This window comes from Thalassospira sp. CA1, assembly GCF_059052855.1.
This window is the reverse complement of sequence record NZ_JBZCIA010000001.1, coordinates 859389-881468: the sequence shown is the minus strand read 5'-3', so window position 1 is coordinate 881468 and position 22080 is coordinate 859389. Positions and strand designations below refer to the sequence as shown.

Below are 22080 nucleotides of genomic sequence, written 5' to 3'. Positions count from 1 at the left end.
TCACAGAAACACAATTTGAATATCAAATAATAAAAGATATGGTTATAGCTTTTACTTTGTTTTTTATATACGCAATATCGGATGAAGATATAACAGACGCCTTCCTAGTTGCCCTACTTCCGCTTGGCTTGATCACTGCAATCACAGGCTTAGCGAAAGCCACATTACTCGAGAACGGTTACTTAATCGGATATATACTAGATAATTGTCCTAACTATCCTGCCGGATCTGCCTTATGCATCAACTACAATAATTTAGGCATGCTTTGGCTTATCACTGCAATTGGATGCATTCAGCGTAGATACTGGATAATAATACCCATACTCGTTACTGCTGGCCTCTTGTGCGGTTCACGTAGATTTCTCGTTCTAGCCCCTATTCTACCCATTGCATGGATTTTTCTGCAACGAAAACGCGGCTTATATAAGTCCTCAATCTGTTTGTCGTTGACATTTTTATGTTATTTCTTGATTACGAATCCTGACCATACAAAGACCCTGCAAGAAACAGAAGCAGGATACAAAGTAATACTTGATTTTAAAAACAACTATGACGATGAGGAAAACTATCAGCTCCCTGTGAGCATGACCTATTCCTCTGTACTTCTTGACACAATGAAAGATGGAAAGCTCGGCACATCAACCAGATTGGATTTTTGGAAATTAGCTATCACACGAATTAGCTGGTTACCGAATGGCTGGGCCTATCATAAAACATACTCGTGCACTTTCTCTGCCTGTACAGATTTCCACTACCCTCACATGCCAATATTATCCGCAAGTCTGGCTGGGGGAATTACATTTGGCATCTTTGCATTGTTATTTTATTTACTGCCTGCCATTTCAGTAATAAGGAGCAAGAACGCAATCATAATATGCTTGTTTATTTCGATATTACCTTATTCGTTAATATCAGGAGACACCATATTTTCTTTACCAACTTGCCTTTCTGTTATATTTGTCTCGTTGAAATCTAGCGAGATACGAAGAAACATTATTTCTGTGCAGACTAAAACATCAGCGAACACTCAACCATGAAAAGCGTCTTACATATCACTCATACTGATATCCGCTCGGACTCACGTATATTAAAGGAAATGGGTGCTCTTGCGTCCGCCGACTATCAACTATACGGTTTGGGTGTGGCACATGATGACGGCTCAAAACACTCTTCCATTACATTTAAATCAAAAATTACAATCATAAAGCTTCTGACGCGTAAATTAACTTTTTTCCCCGCTACGCTGCGGCATGCGTTATCTATACTTGAGCTCGTTTTTAAAATGTTGCCGCACGTCAGCACAAGAAAACCAGATTTAATTCACTGCCACGACACACTAGCTTTGCCCCTTGGGGTCATTGCTAAGGTCTTGTTCAAGAGTAAGTTAATTTATGACGCCCACGAGTTGGAGTCGGATCGGAATGGTTTGACCAAGCTTCAAGGTTTTCTTACCTCCTGTGTGGAGAAGATCGCATGGAAGCACATAGACGGGCTCATAGTAGTCAGCCCATCGATTGCTAATTGGTATGATAAAAATATTGGGCCTAAGAATACGGAAGTCATACTAAATTCACCTATTTTTCATGGGCGGACAAAGAATAAAAGTGACTACCTGAGAACGCGGTTCAACGTCCCCTCACAAACGAAAATTTTTGTTTACGTTGGAATACTGAGCTCAGGAAGAGGGATTGAGCTAATAACAAGAGCATTCCAAGATAAAGATGTATCATCTCACGTAGTTTTCCTCGGGTATGGCGAGCTAATGGATGAACTGAAGATAATTAGCGCAAGGCATCATAATATACATGTGCATGACGCTGTCGAACACTCTAAGGTTGTTGACATAACACAATCGTCCGACTTTGGGTTGTGCTTAATTGAGAATGTCTCCTTGAGCGATTACTACTGCTTGCCCAATAAGCTTTTTGAGTACTGCTTTTCTGGTATTCCTGTCTTGGCGTCAGACTTTCCCGATATTAAAGATGTTGTGACCAGATACAATCTCGGGTCTAACTGCGAGTTAGATTTGACATCAATTAAAGCCGCAATAATGCAGTTGGCGAGTTCGAGCGAAAAACCGGAGTTTTCTGATCTAAAAACATTAAGTTGGCAAGCTCAAGAAAAGAAGCTTATAGGTTTTTACGAAAATATTCTCACGAACGGCCTTGAGAAAAATTAGACCAATTGGAATGAAAAATGTGTGGAATTTTTGGGCAAGTTAGCTCGGAAAATATTAATTGGAAACATCTCGAAGCACTGGTTAATCATGCTCGTCAGCGAGGACGAGACTCCAGTGGACTAATTTATTTAAGTGATAAAGGTTACACTGTAAAACGTGCCGATTACGACATAAAACGGTTGCTTTCCAAACAGGGGCGTTTGAATACCAGCGTTGTGATGGGACATAGCCGCCTCATAACAAACGGACTGGGCGATAATCAACCTGTGGTTCGCGACGGATTGGCACTGATACACAATGGTATCATCGTAAATGAGGATGAGGTTTGGTCGTCCCTCTCCCTAAACCGCGAATTGCAAATTGATTCAGAAGCAATCATTGCTGTCGCTATCGAAGCTCTATCGAAGGGCGGCAGTGTTGAAGAGCTGCCCAAGCATATTCTAGGTTTATGCAAAGGTACGATCTCTGCTGCGCTAAGCATACCGAAACTTGGAAAGGTCTGCTTGTTTTCAAACAACGGCAGCCTTTATGTCGGACAGCAGAGTAATACGACTTATTTTTCATCAGAACGCTATCCGCTAGAAGTAATCGGCTGCTTAGATATTGAACAGGTCTGGCATGATGGCCTCGTCCTGGATATTCCAGCGACGCTGGAGATTTCCGTACAAGATGATAACATACGCACAGAAAACCTGATCCCAGCATTCCAAAACGTTGCTACTGAAGAAGCAATGCTTGTGTATCCCGAACACGATCTGCGGCGTTGTACAAAGTGTGTGTTGCCCGAAACAATGCCTTTCATTTCTTTTGATCACGAAGGCGTATGTAACTATTGCAACAACTATCAACCTCGCAATAATCCAAAACCAAAGGAAGAGCTGTTTGAACTGGTGGAACCTTATCGGAGAAAGTCTGGGCCCGAGTGTATTGTTCCGTTCTCAGGCGGTCGCGACAGCTGTTGGGGACTTCATCTGATTGTTAAAGAACTCGAGATGCGCCCGATCACATATACTTACGACTGGGGAATGGTTACGGACCTAGGCCGCCGAAATGTAAGCCGAATGTGTGCAGAGCTGGGCGTCGAGAACATTATCGTTGCAGATGATATTTCAAAAAAACGCCGCAATATCGCAATGAATCTTAAGGCTTGGTTGAAATCTCCACATCTGGGCATGATCAGCATTCTAACGGCTGGCGACAAGCATTTCTTCCGCCACGTCGAAACTGTTAAGAAGCAAACCGGAGTTCAACTAAACTTGTGGGGAGTCAACCCGCTTGAAGTGACTCACTTCAAAGCAGGCTTCCTTGGAGTTCCGCCTGACTTCGAAGAAAAACGCGTCTATATGCATGGCATATCAAAACAACTCAACTACCAGTGGTTGCGCCTGAAAGCCATGATGCAAAGTCCCGGTTATTTTAACCGTTCCCTCTGGGATACAATTTCTGGCGAGTATTATAGAAGTTTTACGGAGAAGAAGGATTATTTCCACATCTTCGATTATTGGAGATGGGATGAAGAAACCTGCAACGACACCCTGAAACAATATGACTGGGAGCTCGCACCAGACACTAACACAACATGGCGTATTGGAGACGGAACCGCAGCCTTCTACAACTACCTTTACTACACTGTTGCCGGGTTTACGGAACATGATACCTTCCGCAGTAATCAGATCAGAGAAGGACAAATCTCGCGATCCGAAGCAATTGAGCTAGTGACCGACGAAAACCGCCCCAGATACCAAAACATTCGTTGGTATCTTGATTCTTTGGGTATGGACTTCCGCGAAGTTATTCAGACTGTCAATAATATTCCAAGAATGTATAAAGCTTAGAATGACAAAGACGATCTGGTACATATCAAAGTATGTATCGCCCTCCCGACCAGACAACACAGGAGCGGGTGGACGCGGTTATCTTCTAATGCGCGAATTCTCGAATGCTGGGCATGAGTGCGTTGTTATTACTTCGGACTCTAACCCTTTAGCAAATGTGCCTCACGCCAGTGAAAACTTCGAACAAGAGTTTATTGATGGTATCAAACTCTGTTGGATCAAGACCCTTAAGTATGTTCGCGCCAAGTCATTACGTCGAATTCTGAGTTGGCTTGATTTTGAATGGCGATTGTGGCGCATGCCGAAATGCCACTTACCAAAACCAGACGCAATTATTGTATCCAGCCTTTCCCTTCTGACGATCCTCAATGGCGTATTGATGAGAAGGAAGTTCAATTGTCGGCTCATCTTCGAGGTACGGGATATATGGCCGCTGACCTTGACAGAAGAAGGGGGCTTTAGTCGCTGGAATCCCCTTGTACTCGGCTTGTCATTGATAGAGAGGTTCGGATACTGCCATGCCGATGCAATTGTTGGAACAATGCCGAACCTTCGCGAGCATGTAGAAAATGTAACGTCCTGCAAAACACCGGTATTTTGTATCCCGATGGGTGTAAATGCTGCAATTCGGGAGGAACAGAAATCCATACCTCGTGAATATCTGGATCAGCACATTCCCAGAAATAAATTTATTATAGCTCATGCAGGGACTGTCGGAGCGACAAATGCCTTGGATACATTTTTTGAATGCGCCAGTTTTTTCTCCGACGATCCCGAAGTACACTTCCTAATCATCGGAGACGGCGACTTACGACAGGATTATCAGGCTAAATATAGCTATTTGGACAATCTAACGTTCGCCCCGAAAGTTGAAAAATCGATGGTGCAATCCGTTTTGTCAAAATGCGATTTGTTATACTTCTCTGTCCACCTTTCAGCAATTTGGAATTTTGGCCAATCCTTGAACAAGGTTATTGACTATATGCTTTCCGGAAAACCTGTAGTTGCTTCGTATAGTGGTTTTCCTTCTATGATAAACGAAGCTGGCTGCGGCACTTTTGTTGAGGCAGGGGATGTTAACGCATTAAAGAGTCAAATATTACGCATTAAAAATTTGTCTTCCGCAGAGAGACAAAAGATGGGGGAGAATGGTCGCAGATGGATTTTGGATAATCGAAATTATCAGATACTGGCCAAGCAATATTTGGACATATTATTCCCTGAGTCTTGAGGGTCATCAATTGATATTAAAACGCATTTTTGACGTTACCATATCGCTCTTGGCTTTGATTGTTTTGTCTCCAATTTTGGCCTTCATCTTTTTACAAGTGCGTCGCAAGATCGGGCATCCGGCTTTATTTCAACAAATCAGGCCTGGCCTCCACGGCAAACCTTTTAAAATGATAAAATTTCGGACAATGTCTGAAGGACGCGATGCTAAAGGTCAGTTACTCCCTGACAGTGATCGCTTAACCGATTTCGGGAAAGCACTGAGAGCGACAAGTATCGACGAATTGCCAGAGCTCTGGAATGTGCTACGGGGAGATATGAGCCTTGTCGGCCCTCGTCCGCTACTTATGGAGTATCTTCCGCTTTATAACGAAGTACAAAGTAGGCGACATGAGTTACGGCCCGGACTTACTGGTTGGGCACAGGTCAATGGTCGCAATGCGCTTTCTTGGGAAGAGAAGTTCGATCTTGATGTGTGGTACGTTGATAATCGCTCATTTCGGCTTGATATGAAGATATTACTGCTCACCATAAAAAAGGTACTTAAGCGTAGTGATATCAATGCCGAGGGCACTGCGACCATGCCACGCTTTACGGGTAGTGATAAATGCAACGACTAGCAATTCTAGGCGCAAGCGGACACGGTAAGGTGGTCGCAGATACTGCGATGCAAGCCGGTTGGGACACAATATCCTTTTTCGATGATTGCTGGCCAAATAATTGCACTGGTAAAGACAACTCTATTGCAGGCAACACTGACTTTTTGATTGAGCAAGGTGGAAATTACGATGGCATTATTGTCGCGATAGGTAATAACCGAGTTCGGTTAGAAAAAATTCGAAAGATATCCGAAGCTGGATTATCTATAGCCAGTTTATGTCATCCCTTTTCCTATATATCAAGTGATGTGGAAATCAGGGAAGGGACAGTCATATTCGCAGGGGCGGTCGTGCAACCCGGGACAATTTTGGGCAGTGCTTCTATCGTCAACACAGGTGCAACTATCGACCACGACTGCACTTTATCAGCAGGATCCCATATTTGCCCTGGCGCGCATTTGGCTGGCGGGGTGTCTATTGGCGAATGCTCTTGGCTAGGCATCGGTGCTTCCGTTAACCAAAACATTTCTATTGGTTCTGATGTTGTGATTGGGGCTGGCGCAGTGGTAGTAAACGATGTGCCAAACAACTCCAAAATGGTTGGAGTTCCTGCCCGCGCCATTCAAAAGGGTTGATGATCAATTGTTAAACACTCCTTTCTCTCCATGGCCTAGTTTTTCAGACGAAGAAGCGGACGCAGTCCGTGACGTCGTTGTATCAAATCGAGTGAACTATTGGACCGGAACCGAATGCCGATCATTCGAGAAGGAATTTGCAACATGGTCACAAACAAATTATGCAATCGCCGTTTCAAATGGAACAGTGGCTCTTGATCTTGCCCTTAAAGCAATCGGCATTTCTGCCGGCGACGAAGTTATCGTGACACCAAGAACTTTTATTGCGTCGGTATCTTGCGTAGTAAATCTTGGAGCCAAGCCAATTTTCGCGGATGTAGACCTCGATTCTGGAAACATTACAGCACAATCTATCGATGCGGTTTTTAGCCCGAGAACTAAAGCTGTTATATGCGTTCACCTGGCCGGTTGGCCTTGCGATATGGACCCGATAATGGAGTTGGCCTGGGAGCGAGGTATCAAAGTCATTGAAGATTGCGCTCAAGCTCATGGAGCATCGTACAGAGGGCGAAGTGTCGGTAGTATTGGCGACATCGCTGCTTGGAGCTTCTGCCAAGATAAAATCATGTCTACCGGTGGAGAGGGTGGCATGGTTACGACAAATGATGAGGCTGCATGGAGAACGATGTGGGCTTACAAAGATCACGGAAAGTCTTTTAAAGCTGTTTATGAAACACAGCACCCCGAAGGCTTTCGCTGGTTACATGAGAGCTTCGGTACAAATTGGCGAATGACCGAAATGCAGGCAGCTATCGGGCGAATTCAACTTCGGAAAATGAAAGAATGGTCAATAAGAAGGCAAGAGAATGCTAACATTCTACTCAAAGCCCTAGAACCATTTTCCCATGACGCAGGCCCGCTTCGCATTCCACATATAAAAAATGCTGAAAGGGGTTTGCTCCAGCCACCTGCAACGACACATGCAAACTACAAATTTTACGCGTATGTTCGTCCTGATAGCCTGAAGCCGGATTGGAACCGTGACCGAATTATTGCGGAGATCACAAGTCGTGGTGTTCCTTGCTATCAAGGAACGTGCTCGGAAGTTTATCTTGAGAAAGCGTTTGAAAGCACAACCTTCAGGCCTACTACTCCTCTACCCCACGCACGTGAGTTGGGCGAGACGTCTATTATGCTTCTGATACACCCAACCTTAACCAGTTTGGAGATGGAAAAAACGGTCCAGGTAACAACAAAAGTTCTAAGGCTAGCCGCACAAAACCATGTGCCTATTGAGTGAACCTCTTAAAGCCTTATTCACAAATTGATAGCGTTCTTAAAAACCCTCAAAGTCTCATCACTCACATGATGCTCGATACCCTCCGCATCAAACTCGGCTACTTCCGGATCGACACCAATAGAGACGAGGAAGTTATAGACGATCTGGTGGCGTTCGCGACATTTTTTGGCGAGGGTTTCGCCTTTTTCTGTCAGGAAGATCGAGCGGTAAGGGCGTGAGGTGACGTAGCCGTCGCGTTCCAGGCGCTTGATGGTGTTATTCACCGTGGCTGCCGTTACGCCAAAGCGCTCAGCCAGGGCGACTGAGCGCGCCTCGCCCTCTTCGGCGATCAGATCGCCGATCATTTCCACGTAGTCTTCCGTCACCTCGCGGGCGTGCGCGTCGCGGAGGCGCGCAAAAACTTCGGCCTTGTTGTGACGCGGGTTAAGCTGGGTGTCGTCGCCCATTAAACTCTCCAATCCAGACTCCTGAAACCTTCATAACAAGTAAGTTGGCAAATAGCAATTTAGCCTTGACTAACTTTAAAAGTCCGCACATAAATAGGGGACATTTACCAGAGTAATTCCAATTAGCTTTCGGATGCCCTGATGTCGTTTTTCCCCACTGCCCGACACGTCGCTCGTTATCTTGCTGCACTTGCCATTGCGCTGTTTGTTGCCGCGGGCGCTGCCCATGCGAAGCCGCTGAATGTGGTTGCGACCACATCAATGATTGCCGATGCCGCGCGTCAGGTCGCTGGTGATCGGGCGGAGGTCACAGCACTCATGGGCCCGGGTGTGGATCCGCATTCCTATCGCCAGACGCGAAGCGATATTGCCGCGCTGGCGCGTGCCGATCTGGTTTTGTGGCATGGCCTTTATCTTGAGGCGCAGCTTGAAGAGTTCTTCCTCGATCTTGGCAAACGCCGCAACGTGGTTGCCGTTGGCGAAGCCGTGGCACGCGAGAAGCTTCTGAGCCATGCCGATTATGAAGGCCGGTTTGACCCCCATGTCTGGATGGATCCGAAACTTTGGGAAACCGTGGTTTATGCCGTGCGCGATGCCCTGATCAAAACCGATCCCGATGGCGAGGCAACCTATAACGCCAATGCCGATGCCCATGTGGCCGAGATCGAAAAACTGGTCGACTACATGACATCCGTCACCGCCACCGTGCCAAAGCAAAGCCGGGTGCTGTTGACCGCCCATGACGCGTTTAGCTATTTCGGGCGTGGCTATGATTTCGATGTGCTGGGCATTCAGGGCATCTCAACAGAATCCGAGGCCGGCCTTCGCAGGGTCGAGCAACTGGTCGACACCATTGTCGAGCGCAAGATCTCAGCCGTCTTTGTCGAAAGCTCCGTGCCGGAACGCAATGTGCGTGCCCTGATCGAAGGGGCTTCTGCCCGTGGCCAGGACGTTACAATTGGTGGTACGCTTTATTCCGATGCGATGGGTGAACCGGGCACCTATGAAGGGACCTATATCGGCATGATTGATCACAATGCGACACTGATCACCCGTGCCCTTGGCGGCGATGCCCCCGAAGGCGGTTTTCAGGGCAAGCTTGCGGTCGGATCATAACCGCTTCACATATTAGTCCAGATGGCATGAAGCAAAACGAAGCAGGATACACACCATGAGCAGCGCCAAACTGGTTGCAGAATCAGGCAAGATATTGGACGTCGCATCCAAGGACGCACCCCTGACCGTGCGCGGCCTTACGGTGTCCTATGGCAATAAGCCGGCTGTGTTTTCCGTTGATGCATCGATCCCGGCGGGCTCCATGACCGCGATCATCGGCCCGAATGGTGCCGGCAAGTCGACCTTCCTCAAAGGTGCACTTGGTGTGGTCCCGCGTCTTTCCGGCGAAGTGCGCATTTTTGGCAAACTGTTTGAAGATGCCCGTGATCGCGTCGCTTACGTTCCGCAACGCGCCAGTGTCGATTGGGATTTCCCGGCGCGCGTCATCGACGTTGTCCTCATGGGACTTTATGGATCGGTCGGGCTGTTTCGCCTGTGGCGCGCGCGCCATCGTGAACAAGCAATGGAATGCCTGAAACGCGTTGGCATGGCCGATTTCGCCGACCGCCAGATCGGCCAACTTTCCGGCGGACAGCAGCAACGTGTATTTCTGGCGCGGGCCCTAGCACAGAATGCCGAGTTCTATTTGCTCGATGAGCCGTTTGCCGGCGTCGATGCCGCGACCGAACGCGCGATTGTTTCGGTGCTGAAGGAACTTAAATCCGAAGGCCGCACAGTCGTCTGCGTGCATCATGATCTTTCGACCGTGGCCGAGTATTTTGACCGGGTTCTTCTGATCAATGTCCGGCGCATTGCCGAAGGCCCGGTCGAGACGACATTCACCGCCGAGAACCTTCAGGAAACCTACGGCGGTCGCCTTGCCGCCACCCATATCGATGAATTGCATCTGGCGTAACGCACATGGGATTTGGTGATTATTTCATAAGCGCCCTTTTCCTGCAGGCTGGCTATAACAGCGCGCTTGTTGCAATCGGCGCGAGCTTGCTTGGCCTGTCGGCCGGCAGTGCCGGGGCGTTTATTTTCCTGCGCAAGCGCGCCTTGGTTTCCGATGCGATTAGTCACGCCACCCTGCCCGGTGTCGGGCTTGCATTCATTATCATGGTGGCGTTTGGCAGTGACGGGCGCTGGTTGCCGGGACTTATTCTGGGATCGGCAATTTCATCGGCCATCGGGCTTTTGATGGTCGAATGGATCACGCGCAAAACCCGCCTGACCGAAGATGCCGCGATCGGTGCCGTGCTGTCGGTATTTTTCGGCTTTGGCATCGTTCTGTTGACCGTGATCCAGACCATGTCATCGGGCCGTCAGGCCGGGCTTGAAAACTTCCTGCTGGGTTCCACCGCAGGCATGCTGATTTCAGAAGCCACCACCATCGCCGTTGCCGGGGCCATGGCGGCAGGGTTTGTTTTCCTGCTGCGTCGTCCGATGACGCTGGTGGCATTTGATCCGGAATATGCCGCGACCACCGGGGTTAATGTGCGTAATATCGACCTGGCCATGATGGGGCTCGCCCTGATTGTCACGGTGATCGGGCTTAAGATCGTTGGCCTTATCCTGATTGTCGCGCTTTTGATCATTCCGCCAGTGGCGGCGCGCTTCTGGACCAACCAAGTTGGCAAGATGATCGGCATTGCCGCCGTCATTGGTGGCCTTTCGGGCTATGTCGGGGCGGTATTATCGGCCGCGCACGCAGCACTTCCGACCGGACCGATCATTGTTCTGGTGGCCTTTGGGTTCTTTATGATCTCAGCCCTGTTTTCGCCGTTGCGTGGCGGGCTGGCATCGGCCCTGCGTCATCAACGGTTTCAGCGCCGGGTGCATCGTCGGCAAGGCTTGCTGTCACTCGCGCGCCGAGAACCGATATATGACGGACTGACCATTCGCATCCTGCGCCGTGCCGGGATGATCCGCGCAGACGGCGTTGCCACCGCACGCGGCCGGATTGCCGCCGAAAAGGCCGCCCATGACGAGGCCCGCTGGGCAATGGCGCGGCGGATGCTGCCCGATGATTCCGCCATTGAACGCTATGACGGGCTGACCCCGATTGAACGGATGATGACGCCCGACCAGATCGCCGAGATTGATCGCATGATCCAGAACGCGCAAACCAGCCAGGGAGCAAAGGCATGATCGATGATCTGATCACTGCTCTTGGTGCGGAGTTTGTGCAGCTGAGCCTTACACCGATTGTGATTGGCACGCTGGCCGCCATTGCCTGTGCGCTTCCGGGTAATTTCCTGTTGCTGCGTCGCCAGGCCCTGATTGGTGATGCGATCAGTCATGTTGTCCTGCCCGGTATTGTTGCAGCCTTTCTGGTGACCGGGACCATCACCGCCGTTCCGATGATGGTGGGTGCGGGTGCGGCTGCGATCATTGCCGTGGTGATGATCGAAATCGTCAAGCGCCTCGGGCGGGTTGAACCGGGGGCGGCGATGGGGCTGGTTTTCACCACGCTCTTTGCCGCCGGTGTTTTATTCCTTGAAATTACCGACACCAGTTCGGTCCATATCGATGTGCAGCATGCGTTGCTCGGCAATCTGGAAAGCCTGATCTGGTTTGATGCCGAAGGCTGGGGATCGCTTTTGGATCCGGCTGCCCTTGCGACCCTGCCACCGCAATTGCCGCGTCTGGCGGTTGTTCTGGTTGGGATTGTCCTGTTTATTTTCCTGTTCTGGAAAGAACTGAAAATCTCGACCTTTGACGCCGCCTTTGCAGGGGCGATTGGTATTCGCACCCGCGTCCTTGGCTTTGCGCTGGTGGTGGCAACGGCCGTTGCCGCCGTTGCCGCCTTTGATGCGGTTGGGTCGATTATTGTGATTGCGATGTTTGTCTGCCCGCCAGCCAGCGCGCGCCTAATGACCAATCAGTTGGCCCGTCAAGTCGGCTGGTCGGTTGTGTTTGCCACCATCTCAGCCGTTCTGGGCTATGTCTTGGCGGGGTATGGTCCAGGCTGGTTCGGATCGCGCTATGCGGTCAGTGCCGCGGGCATGATCGCCACGGTTTCAGGTGTGATCCTTATTCTGGCCTGCCTGTTTGGCCCGCAACGCAAACGCGTTGGCCAGCAGGCTGAAGCCTGACAGTTTCCGAACACGCAGCTGCCTTCAACAGGTATTCGCGGTGAGCCGGGATTTAACGCCCGGTCTTGCGCCAGAATGTCATCCCGACACAGCGATCACGATCAAGGCCACATTCCTTGCGCCAATAGGTATGGATCGGTTTGTAGTCCGCCTGCTCCACCCCGGCCCAGCAATAGAAGCGATCATGCGCGTCGGGAATTTCCACAGATCGAATGGCGTCCTGAAGCAGGCTGCGCTCGACAGGGTGCTGATCATCGCGAAACAGCCATTGAACCTTTATCTGACTGTCGGTAGGCACCGCGATAACGTCTGATCTGTTTGCGACTTCAATAATCGCGTGGCCGGTTACATGGCCCGGCATTTCGTCCAGATAACGGCCAATCGCCGGCAAGGCGGTTTCATCGCCGGCCAACAGAACCCAGTCGGCCTCGGGCAATGCGGATCCCAAGGGGCCGGTCATCGCCACGACATCCCCGGGGCTTGCATGCATGGCAAAGGCCGAGCCAGGGCCATTATCGCCATGCATGACAAAGTCGACATCGATCCAGCCGGCCTTGGCATTGATTGCACGGATCGTATAGACGCGTTGTTCGATGGTGTTTTTACCACTTGGCCAGACGGGCATGCCGTTATCGGCAAGGGTCGGCCATTGCAGGTTTTTCTGACCACGCGGCGGGATCAGAAGCCGGACATGGATGCTGCCCGTGTCATAGGCATCAAGATCGCTGGCATGAAGGCGCAAGCGTCGCATATGCGGTGAAAGGTCGGTGATCTCCCCCACTGTCAGTTCGCAGAAATTCGGCAGCTTGCCGTTGCTTTTGCCCGCCCCCGTCCAGCGGCAGTCAAGATCAGCACCGGGTGCAGCCCCCTGCAGGATCGAAATAATCGCCGACTTCATCTGGATGACATCGACCTCGGTCTTTGCACCGACTTCGACCTCAAGAGCGGTTTCCGTGCTGCTGAGCTGAATATGGCCAATGGAAACCGATATCCGCGTTTGATCCCCATCTCCTGTCACATCGCAATCATGTTCACGATAGAACGCGGCGGCCTGTTTGATCAGGGTCGCACTGTCTGGAAGTGCGATACGCGTTTTGGCCGTCAGAAGCGATGTGGACATGGGGCTCTCGGATAAAGGGGGCGCGGACAAGATGTATTTGTCTATAATAATAACAATGATAGGCATTCTCAATAAAAATTATCATTGATTTTAGCGGTGCGTGATAGATGTTTGGCACATGCGTTTGCCCTGTCAGTGGCGGCAAGTGCGACCTTGATCTGTTTATTGGAAGTCTGAACAAAGCGATGCCTGACAAAATCCGCCGTCTGAAATCATTCGAGTTTCCCCTTGCCGTTGAATGGGCCGCCAAAGAGGGCTGGAACCCCGGCCTTGCCGATGCAGAGGTGTTTTTCAACACCGACCCGGAAGGGTTCTGGGGCGCGTTTGACAAACAGGGACTGGCGGCGGTGATTTCAGCAGTCCAGTACAGCTCGGACTTTGGCTTTGTCGGATTTTACATCTGCCGCCCGGATCGTCGCGGGTCGGGTCTTGGCTATCGCCTGTGGCAGGCGGTGCTTGACGGTAGCGTTCCCAAAACCATCGGTCTTGATGGCGTTGTCGATCAGCAGGACAATTACCGCAAATCGGGTTTTGAGTTTGCCCACCGCAACATTCGGTATGGCGGTGTGGTTACGGCCAGTGGCGAAACGCCAGATGATCTGTTCACACTTGCGGTCGATGACATTGCCATTGTCGATGCGTTCGAGCAGACCTGTAACCTGTTCGCGGAAAGCCGGATTGAGTTCCTGCGTGGCTGGATTGGCAACGACAAACACAAAGCCCTTGCCCTTAACGGCCCGATGGGGCTTCGCGCATATGGCGTGATCCGTCCGTGCCTTGAAGGACACAAGATCGGACCGCTTTTCGCCCCGAATGCCAAGGATGCCGAAATCCTGTTTGGCGCCCTTTTACAGAGCCGGGATGATCAGGGTGGCAAGGTCTATCTCGATGTGCCTGAACCCAATCAGGCGGCAATTGATCTGGCGACGGCCCATGGCATGGTGGCGGAGTTCGAGACGGCACGCATGTATAAGGGGCCAGCACCGAAGCTTGATCTTGGTATGACTTTCGGGATTTCGTCGTTCGAACTGGGCTAGTTTGAGCCAAATTTTTCGGCAAGTTTTACCGGTAAGTCCTTGCAAACATCAGAAAATGTCAGAATTCCGGTCCTGTTTGGGACTGTTTGCTTGGTGTAAAACCAAAGAGCCCCGCCACAGGAATAGAATTCACTTATTCTTAGGGCGGGGTTGAGTGCTGTTCGAAAGTCTGGCAACAAACATTTAACGCCATAAGTATATGCCTTTCTAAACCAAGGCATTAACTTCATCGCCGAACGGCGATGATTATCGGCGGCATTTGGTCATTGTCGGCAAGAAGTTGCTGCAAGCATATGGAAAACCAGTAACACAGTCCCAATTTCAGGAGTGTAGTCCGCGTTTCATTTCCATCTGGCAGCCTTTCAAGCAGACGATTTTCATCTGTGTGTCTGTCAGACCACTGATTAGTGTACGACCCGCCACGTGTCGCCTGCCCCGCTTGGTACCGATGCGTTTGACGAACTTGTTTTAAGGCCGGATTTTAAAACCGACATGGATATAGCGACACTTATTGGAATTATCGCCGGGATGGGCGTTATTTTTGGCGCCATCTTGATGGGTGGCAGCCTTGATTCCTTTGTCGACCTTCCATCTGTCATGGTGGTGTTTGGCGGAACCGCAGCCGCCACCCTGATCAAATTCCCGATGCGCGATGTCGTCAAGTCGCTCAAGATCGGCATCGGCATTGCATTCAAGAACCCCAAGGAAGATCCACTTTCGATCTATGAAAAGGCGATCGAACTTGCCGGCATCGTCCGCAAGAACGGCCTTCTGGGACTTGAAAGTGTTGAAGTCGAAAATGAAATCATGGCGCGCGGTATCCGCATGTGCGTGGATGGTCATAGCGGCGAGGTCATCCGCAGTTCGATTTCAAGCGAGGTGGAAAAATCCATCCAGAATGACGAGCTTGGCGAACTGATGTTCCGCGGTATCGGTGACACTGCACCGGCATTTGGCATGATCGGGACACTGGTTGGTCTGGTGCAGATGCTAGCCAACCTCTCAGACCCGGATGCCATCGGCCCGGCCATGGCAATTGCCATGCTGACCACGTTTTATGGCGCGGTTCTGGCCAACCTGATCGCGCTTCCGGTTGCCGACAAACTGGCCCTTAAGGTTGATCGTTTGAAAAACACCAAACAGCTGATCATTGAATCGGTGGTGCAGATCCAGGCCAGCCAGAGCCCGATGGTGATGAAGGAAATCCTCGGTCCCTATCTTCCGGGTGGCATTCCGGCCGATCCTGAAGACGGCGGAGCATGATCATGATGGCAGCGCGCATTCAGGCAGCAGACTGGGCATAGGCGATGGCAAAGAAACCAGCAGCAGGCGCACCGGCTTGGATGGCGACATTCGCCGATCTGATGTCGTTGCTGCTTGTCCTGTTTGTGCTGTTGCTGACTTTCGCCGAGATGGACGTCATCCGCTACAAACAGATTGCCGGTTCGGTCAAGGCGGCCTTTGGTTTTTCCCAACAAGATCAACTTGCCGGGGTGATCGAGCTTGATGGCTCCATCGTTGGTAAATCGCTTAAGGCGCCAACACCCGATACCCCGCGCGTGGTATCGGAAATCCCGCGGGCTGAGACCCCGGAAGTTGAAAGCAACGAAACCGACAGCAAGGAAGAAAAGGCCGAGGCGCTTGAAGAAACGCTTGGCAAGGTTCTCGATAACATGGGCCTGGCTGATAAGATCGGGCTCGAGCGTATCGACGGCGAAGTTGTCATGCGTTTTCCCAACGAACTGGCCTTTCCCTCCGGCTCGTCGGGCATGACCGAAGAATTTGCCGCCATCCTCAATCGCGTGGCACCAGTGATTAATCAGACAGACGGCGAAATTTTTGTTGCCGGGCACACAGACAACGTTCCTGTTTCGGCGTCGTCTCCCTATATATCGAACTGGGACCTGTCGGCGGCACGTGCGACGTCGGTTCTGCACTTTCTGATCGATCAGAATGGCACGGATCCAAGCCGCATGGTCATTCAGGGATATGGCGACAGTCGACCACTGGCGACCAACGATACCCCCGAGGGGCGGGCGACCAATCGTCGGGTCGAAATAACCATTGAAATGGTCGAGACCAATTTCGACGCCAACAGTGCATCAGAAGGCGGCGAATTCAGAGCCCCGTCAAACGGTGGAGAAGACTTTGATGAGGGTGCAAATCCGGGAACCGGCGATGCCACCAGAAATCCACACTCTGAAGCACGGCGTACTTTCAGCATTCCGTCAGACAGCCCCTGACAGAAGTCTGCCAACGGGACCCGATCCAAAAAACGCGTGAGCAAAGGGAACACCGCCCATCATGGCGAGCCATGCCAACAAGAAAAAGACAATCCTGTATGCGGATTACAGCGAACGGAACATCAGTGCCGCGCGGGCAGCCGTTGAGCATTTTGGCTTTGGCAAATTCGTTGAGTGTTACGACCGCGAACGCACGCTCGAACTGATTGCCGAGCTTAAACCGGATCTGGTTCTGATCGGTCTTTATCTTGATGGCATCCGCGGTATTTCGACCATTCGCGCCATTCGTGACGCCGCCACGAGTGGAAATCCCCATGGCGGTATCGTCCCGATCCTGCTTGGCGCGCCAAAGCTTGATCGCCGCGGCATGCGCGATGCGGTCGACGCCGGGATCGAAGGCGTTTTTCGTCAGCCGATTGATCCAGAACGCCTGACCAAGATCATTGAGACGGTCCTGAAAAAACCACGCCGGTTCGTGCTGGAAGAAAACTATTTTGGCCCGGCACGGCCACAGGACCTTGCCAAAATGGCGGCTTCAAGTGCCACCAGCGCGAGCGCAAAGCCAAAAAATCCATCGGCAGCAGTCCCCGAAAGCACCGAGACTTCCGAAACACCGGAAAACGATGGTGCCGGACCGAAAACGCAAACAAAGCCCGCCAAACCGTCGCCTGCCATTGGTATGACGACAAATCTGGACATCGCCGATAGCCGACCACGCCTGAACGGGGCCGGTCAGACATTTGGTGATGGCGAGCTTGTTGGTGTTCCCAGTACGCGTGACAAACGCACGCGTGCACAGAACCTAGAGGCCCTGCAATCTGCCAAAGAGGTCCTGCCTGCCGCCGTTGCCAGTGACGAAACCAAGCCGTCCGATGCCGCTGATGAACCGATTGAGGCCGAGGATGACACCACAGCAGAAGACGAGGAACTCGTCGAGATTGACCTGCACGCGGCGTTGATCAGTCACAAGCTTTGGGTGGATACCGGCGGGCGCGAGGGGTCGGTGATGTCCATCGAACATGCCGACCTGCGTGAGGCCGAGCTGGAAGGCATTGATCTCAGCCGGTGTGGATTGCCATTTGCCAGTTTCCATCGTGCCAATTGCAAGGATGCGGTATTGCGCCGGTGCAACCTGGTTGCCGCTGATTTTGGTGAAAGCAATCTTGATAATGCCAACCTGGCCGCAAGCCGACTTTCAGGCGCACGGTTTAGCAAGGCGATGATGCGTAACACGGTATTTTTGGGATCGGACCTGTCGAATGCCAATTTCCGGGGTCTCAAGATGGTCAATTGTGATCTGAGCGGTACCAATCTGGCCGGAACGGATTTCCGCGATGCGGATCTGAGTGGCACGCGCGGCCTGTTTGCCGAGCAGATCCAGCGGGCGCGCGTCAACGCCAATACCCGCCTGCCCCACGATCTGAAACTGCGCGATTAGTCGAGATCACAGACCATATGCAGGCTGGGAAAACGGAAGTCTGGCGCAAAAGGCGCTTCGAAATCACCAATCACCCGAAAGCCAAGTGATTCATAAAACCGTCTGGCCGTCAGAGTGGAATAGCATTCAAAGCGCGTGACATTTTCAGATGCCTTGGCGTCAAGTACGCAGCGATCAAACAGCATACTGGCAATGCCCTTGCGCGCGTGATCGGGATCGACGGCGAAATGCCGGACATGGGCCAGCCCCGGTTGGACATCACCCTCCCGGCTTCCGGGCCGAACCGCCGTCCAGCCGCCTGCGCCAACAATGTCACCTGCCTCTGTCCTGGCGATGTAATAGGTGCCCGAACTTAATAACTCGGGCTTTGCAAAGGTGAGATACGGCATGGCGCGTTCAAGCATTTCCGGCGCATAGTCATGGGCCAGAAATGTCGCATAAGACCGCGCAAACAAGGCACGGACTGCCGGGGCATCGTCAAGGGTCGCTATATGAAGCGTGATCGCCGCCATTTGCTTTCCTACCTGCGGCCAAACATCTTTTCGATGTCGTTAAGCTTGAGCTCGACATAGGTCGGGCGGCCATGGTTGCACTGGCCTGAATGCGGGGTGGCTTCCATCTGGCGCAAAAGGGCGTTCATTTCATCGGCATTAAGCTTGCGCCCGGAGCGCACTGAACCATGGCACGCCATGGTCGCGCAGACATACATCAGCCGGTCTTTTAGCGCCATGCCCTGGCCCAGTTCGGCAATTTCATCGGCCATGTCGCGCACCAGTGCGCTGACATCAACCTTGCCCAGCATGGCCGGCACTTCGCGGACAACAATCGCACCGGGACCAAACGGTTCGATCACCAGACCCAGTTCGGCAAACTCGTCTGCCCGGTCGGCAATGCGATCAGCGGACGCTTCGTCGAGTTCGACGACTTCGGGCAGCAACAGCCCTTGTCGCTTCACGCCGCTTTCGGCCAGATCAGCCTTCATGCGTTCATAGACAATGCGTTCATGGGCGGCATGCTGATCGACAATCACCAGACCATCGCGGGTCTGGGCAATGATGTAATTGGCATGCACCTGCCCGCGGGCCGCCCCCAGCGGATGATCAACAAACTTGCCTTCATCGGCGATATTATCAATGCGCGCAGACGGTGCGGCGGCATCATAGCCACCCGAAAGGGCTGCTGCCGCGGCCGCAGCAAAACCGCCCTCGCCACCTGCAATGTTAGCGCTACCACCCGATCCGCCAAACTCGCGCCCGCGATCAAACAGGCCGCCATAGTTTCCTTGGCTTTCCATCGGTGCCTGGGCGGCGTAATTGCGTTCAATAGCAGCGTGGCCGGGCACGTTTGGCTGATAATGTCCGATGTTAAATCCGCTGCCGCCGCCGCTTCGTGCGCCACCGCCATACGGAAGTGAGGGTCCCTCACCTTCGCGGCGGACCGCCCCCAAGGCCATGTCGGCCACCGTGGTCGAGGCACGATGCCCGGCCCCGGCCAAGGCATGTTTAAGTGCGCCGACAATCAGCCCACGCACCATGCCCGGATCACGGAACCGGACCTCGGTCTTGCCGGGATGGACGTTAACGTCGACATCACGCGGGGAAAGTTCAAAGAAAAGTGCTAATAACGGGTGGCGATCGCGCGCCAGGAAATCCTGATAGGCGCCGCGCACGGCCCCTTGCAACAGCCGGTCCTTGACCGGGCGGCCATTAACAAACATGAACTGCATCTGCGCATTGCCACGGTTGAGTGTCGGCACTCCGGCATAACCGGTCAGGCGGATGCCTTCACGCTCCGCCTCAATCTGAAGGGCGTTGTCCTGAAATTCGCGGCCCATGACAGCCCCCAGCCGTTTCAGACGGGCATCAAACAGATCGCCTTCGCAGGCCGGGTAATTCAGGATCGTTTTGTTGTTATCACCGCTCAGCGTAAAGCCGACATCCGGGCGCGCCATGGCCAGACGGTCCATGATCTCGCGCGCATACATTTGTTCGGTTCGCGCGGTTTTAAGGAATTTCAGACGGGCTGGCGTGGCATAGAAAAGATCACGCACCTCGACCCGCGTGCCATAGGGATGGGCGGCCGGTTCCGGTGCGCCCTTGGCCCCGCCTTCAACCGCCAACGTCCAGGCATTTTCAGAGCCGCGTACCCGGCTGGTCAGGCGCATGCGCGACACCGACCCGATGGATGGCAAGGCCTCGCCGCGAAAGCCCATGAAGCCGATATTGAAAAGATCATCATCGGGCAGCTTGGATGTGGCGTGGCGTTCGACGGCCAGTGCCAGTTCGTCCGGCGTCATGCCCTTGCCATCGTCAGTGACAGACAGCAACGTCCGGCCGCCGTCGCGCAGATTGACATCCACCTTGGTCGCCCCGGCATCCAACGCGTTTTCCACCAGTTCCTTAAGCGCAGCCGCAGGACGTTCGACCACCTCACCGGCGGCAATCTGGTTGATCAGGTTCTGTGGCAGGACGCGCAGGGTCATGAAGGCGGTGCTCGTGATGTTTATCTTGGTTGTGATGAACCTATCAAAGCACAAAGCGCGGCGAAATCCCTTTCACCGCGCTTTGTAACTTTTCCGATGTGGTTCTGCGATCAGAAGGCCAGATCACCTTCCGGCTTGCCAACCACGGTCACCGTGACATTGGCCGGGTCCATCAGACTTGCTGCCACCCGGTTAACGTCATCAAGCGTGACGGCATTGACCATGTCATTGCGGCGATCCAGGAAGTCCATGCCAAGCTCTTCCTTTTGCATCCCGACCAGCATGCCCGACAGGTTGCCAAGGCTTGTGAAGCGCAGCGGGAAGGCCCCGGTGAGGTAGGCCTTGGCATTATCGAGTTCTTCCTGATCAATGCCGTCCTGCTTCATCTTGCTCCATTCCGTGCTGATCAAAGACAGGCTTTGACCAATCGCGTCATTGCGCGTGGCAACCCCGCCCATCATCATGTCGGCATGATCAAGATTGGCGAGGTAGCTGTAAACGCCATAAGCCAATCCACGCTTTTCACGGACTTCCTCGGTCAGGCGGGAGGAGAAGCCGCCACCGCCAAGAATGTAGTTCATCACATAGGCGGCATAGAAATCCGGGTCCTTGCGCTTAATGCCTTTCTGGCCCCAGATCGCCTGACTTTGCGGGATGTCCTGTTCGATCACTTCGATATCACCGAAAGTCGGCGTAACGTCGGCGACCTTGGGCAGATCGCTTTTGTCGGGCAGTGCGCCAAAGGCCTCATCAAGCAGCGGACCAAGTTCCTCTGCCGTGATGTCACCGGCAACACCGACAATCAGATTGTCCTTGGCAAAGGCGCGGCGCACGAAGCCACGAAAGTCATCGGCATTGAGTTCTGCGACCGTTTCAAGCGTGCCCGACACCGGACGGCCATATGGATGGTCGCCAAAGATCGAGGCGAAAAACGTCCGGCTGGCAATATCGCGCGGATCGGTTTCAGCACGTTTGAGGCCCGAGACGATCTGGGCGCGGATGCGTTCAACCGCCTCGTCATCAAAGCGCGGCTCGGACAAGGCCAGACGCAACAGGTCAATCGCGGTATCGCGTTCACGAGTAAGCGTGGTCAGCGATCCCGCGAAATCATCACGCCCGGCATCAAAGGACAAGCTGATGGAACGGTTTTCCATCTCGCCGCGGAAGGTCTGGCTGTCCATGGCGCCTGCACCTTCGTCGATCAGCCCCGACACCATGTTGGCCAAGCCAAGCTTGCCATCAGGATCAGTGGCCGCACCGGCACCGTTAAAGGTGATATCCATGGTCAACAACGGGTTCATATGATCTTCGATCAGCCAGGCACGAATGCCGCCATCTGAAATCACTTCCTGAACTTCAACCGCCTTGGCCTGTGTGGTTAAGCCCAAACCAAGGGCGGAGGCAAAGGCAACACCGGCAATCTGTTTAAACAGCTTGTTCAT

20 protein-coding genes are annotated in these 22080 nt (G+C 52.5%); 15 read left to right on the top strand and 5 right to left on the bottom strand.

The window, feature by feature from the left end:
- The 7 genes from AC5Q5A_RS04005 to AC5Q5A_RS03975 all read left to right on the top strand — a co-directional run.
- Positions 1 to 1037 (top strand): hypothetical protein (locus tag AC5Q5A_RS04005; RefSeq protein WP_493894417.1); only part of this gene is annotated, 1037 nt, incomplete at its 5' end.
- Positions 1034 to 2179 (top strand): glycosyltransferase, encoded by a 1146-nt coding sequence (locus tag AC5Q5A_RS04000; protein ID WP_493894416.1) that lies wholly within the window; start codon positions 1034 to 1036, stop codon positions 2177 to 2179. The genes AC5Q5A_RS04005 and AC5Q5A_RS04000, both read left to right, overlap by 4 nt.
- Positions 2180 to 2196: 17 nt before the next feature.
- Complete coding sequence (locus AC5Q5A_RS03995; RefSeq protein WP_493894415.1) at positions 2197 to 4014, top strand: hypothetical protein; 1818 nt, start codon at positions 2197 to 2199, stop codon at positions 4012 to 4014.
- Positions 4015 to 4102: 88 nt separating this feature from the next.
- The gene (locus tag AC5Q5A_RS03990) at positions 4103 to 5245 is read left to right on the top strand and encodes a glycosyltransferase family 4 protein (protein ID WP_493894414.1); all 1143 of its coding nucleotides are present in this window, start codon (positions 4103 to 4105) and stop codon (positions 5243 to 5245) included.
- Positions 5163 to 5864 carry a sugar transferase gene (locus AC5Q5A_RS03985; RefSeq protein ID WP_493894413.1) on the top strand — a complete coding sequence of 234 codons (702 nt, stop codon included), beginning with the start codon at positions 5163 to 5165 and terminating at the stop codon, positions 5862 to 5864. The genes AC5Q5A_RS03990 and AC5Q5A_RS03985 overlap by 83 nt, the downstream gene beginning before the upstream one ends.
- Positions 5852 to 6478, top strand: coding sequence for an acetyltransferase (locus AC5Q5A_RS03980; protein WP_493894412.1), 627 nt, complete (start codon positions 5852 to 5854; stop codon positions 6476 to 6478). Before AC5Q5A_RS03985 ends, AC5Q5A_RS03980 begins: the two co-directional genes overlap by 13 nt.
- Entirely contained in the window at positions 6420 to 7718 is a 1299-nt protein-coding gene (locus tag AC5Q5A_RS03975) for a DegT/DnrJ/EryC1/StrS family aminotransferase (RefSeq protein ID WP_493894411.1), read from the top strand. The genes AC5Q5A_RS03980 and AC5Q5A_RS03975 overlap by 59 nt, the downstream gene beginning before the upstream one ends.
- A 17-nt stretch (positions 7719 to 7735) precedes the next feature.
- On the opposite strand, the gene mntR is transcribed toward AC5Q5A_RS03975, so the two are convergent.
- Positions 7736 to 8164: a manganese-binding transcriptional regulator MntR gene (gene mntR, locus AC5Q5A_RS03970; protein WP_493894410.1), complete on the bottom strand. Its 429-nt coding sequence runs from the start codon at positions 8162 to 8164 to the stop codon at positions 7736 to 7738.
- Positions 8165 to 8305: 141 nt separating this feature from the next.
- On the opposite strand from mntR, the gene AC5Q5A_RS03965 reads away from it, so the two are divergent.
- Genes AC5Q5A_RS03965 through AC5Q5A_RS03950 form a run of 4 tightly spaced genes read left to right on the top strand, consistent with a single transcriptional unit; the run spans position 8306 to position 12318 of the window.
- Positions 8306 to 9280 carry a metal ABC transporter solute-binding protein, Zn/Mn family gene (locus AC5Q5A_RS03965; protein ID WP_493894409.1) on the top strand — a complete coding sequence of 325 codons (975 nt, stop codon included), beginning with the start codon at positions 8306 to 8308 and terminating at the stop codon, positions 9278 to 9280.
- A gap of 55 nt (positions 9281 to 9335) precedes the next feature.
- A complete protein-coding gene (locus AC5Q5A_RS03960) occupies positions 9336 to 10136 on the top strand; it encodes a metal ABC transporter ATP-binding protein (protein WP_063088653.1) in 801 nt (266 codons plus the stop codon).
- 5 nt (positions 10137 to 10141) lie between these two features.
- Positions 10142 to 11371: a metal ABC transporter permease gene (locus AC5Q5A_RS03955; RefSeq protein WP_493894408.1), complete on the top strand. Its 1230-nt coding sequence runs from the start codon at positions 10142 to 10144 to the stop codon at positions 11369 to 11371.
- Positions 11368 to 12318: a metal ABC transporter permease gene (locus AC5Q5A_RS03950; protein ID WP_493894407.1), complete on the top strand. Its 951-nt coding sequence runs from the start codon at positions 11368 to 11370 to the stop codon at positions 12316 to 12318. The genes AC5Q5A_RS03955 and AC5Q5A_RS03950 overlap by 4 nt, the downstream gene beginning before the upstream one ends.
- 52 nt (positions 12319 to 12370) lie before the next feature.
- Here the strand turns inward: AC5Q5A_RS03950 and AC5Q5A_RS03945 are convergent, their stop codons facing one another.
- Complete coding sequence (locus AC5Q5A_RS03945; RefSeq protein WP_493894406.1) at positions 12371 to 13438, bottom strand: siderophore-interacting protein; 1068 nt, start codon at positions 13436 to 13438, stop codon at positions 12371 to 12373.
- 185 nt (positions 13439 to 13623) lie between these two features.
- Between AC5Q5A_RS03945 and AC5Q5A_RS03940 the strand changes: the two genes are divergently transcribed.
- The 4 genes from AC5Q5A_RS03940 (at position 13624) to AC5Q5A_RS03925 (ending at position 18156) form a co-directional block, all read left to right on the top strand.
- Entirely contained in the window at positions 13624 to 14475 is an 852-nt protein-coding gene (locus AC5Q5A_RS03940) for a GNAT family N-acetyltransferase (RefSeq protein ID WP_493894405.1), read from the top strand.
- A 423-nt stretch (positions 14476 to 14898) separates the two neighbouring features.
- Positions 14899 to 15738, top strand: coding sequence for a motility protein A (locus AC5Q5A_RS03935; protein WP_287446297.1), 840 nt, complete (start codon positions 14899 to 14901; stop codon positions 15736 to 15738).
- Between the two features lie 44 nt (positions 15739 to 15782).
- The gene (locus tag AC5Q5A_RS03930) at positions 15783 to 16718 is read left to right on the top strand and encodes an OmpA family protein (RefSeq protein WP_493894404.1); all 936 of its coding nucleotides are present in this window, start codon (positions 15783 to 15785) and stop codon (positions 16716 to 16718) included.
- A 61-nt stretch (positions 16719 to 16779) separates the two neighbouring features.
- Complete coding sequence (locus AC5Q5A_RS03925) at positions 16780 to 18156, top strand: pentapeptide repeat-containing protein (RefSeq protein ID WP_493894403.1); 1377 nt, start codon at positions 16780 to 16782, stop codon at positions 18154 to 18156.
- On the opposite strand, the gene AC5Q5A_RS03920 is transcribed toward AC5Q5A_RS03925, so the two are convergent.
- The 3 genes from AC5Q5A_RS03920 to AC5Q5A_RS03910 form a co-directional block, all read right to left on the bottom strand.
- Positions 18153 to 18668: a GNAT family N-acetyltransferase gene (locus tag AC5Q5A_RS03920; RefSeq protein WP_493894402.1), complete on the bottom strand. Its 516-nt coding sequence runs from the start codon at positions 18666 to 18668 to the stop codon at positions 18153 to 18155. The two genes, AC5Q5A_RS03925 and AC5Q5A_RS03920, sit on opposite strands and share 4 nt — an antisense overlap.
- 8 nt (positions 18669 to 18676) lie before the next feature.
- Positions 18677 to 20638: a DNA mismatch repair endonuclease MutL gene (gene mutL / locus AC5Q5A_RS03915; RefSeq protein ID WP_493894401.1), complete on the bottom strand. Its 1962-nt coding sequence runs from the start codon at positions 20636 to 20638 to the stop codon at positions 18677 to 18679.
- A 110-nt stretch (positions 20639 to 20748) separates the two neighbouring features.
- Entirely contained in the window at positions 20749 to 22080 is a 1332-nt protein-coding gene (locus tag AC5Q5A_RS03910) for a M16 family metallopeptidase (protein WP_493894400.1), read from the bottom strand.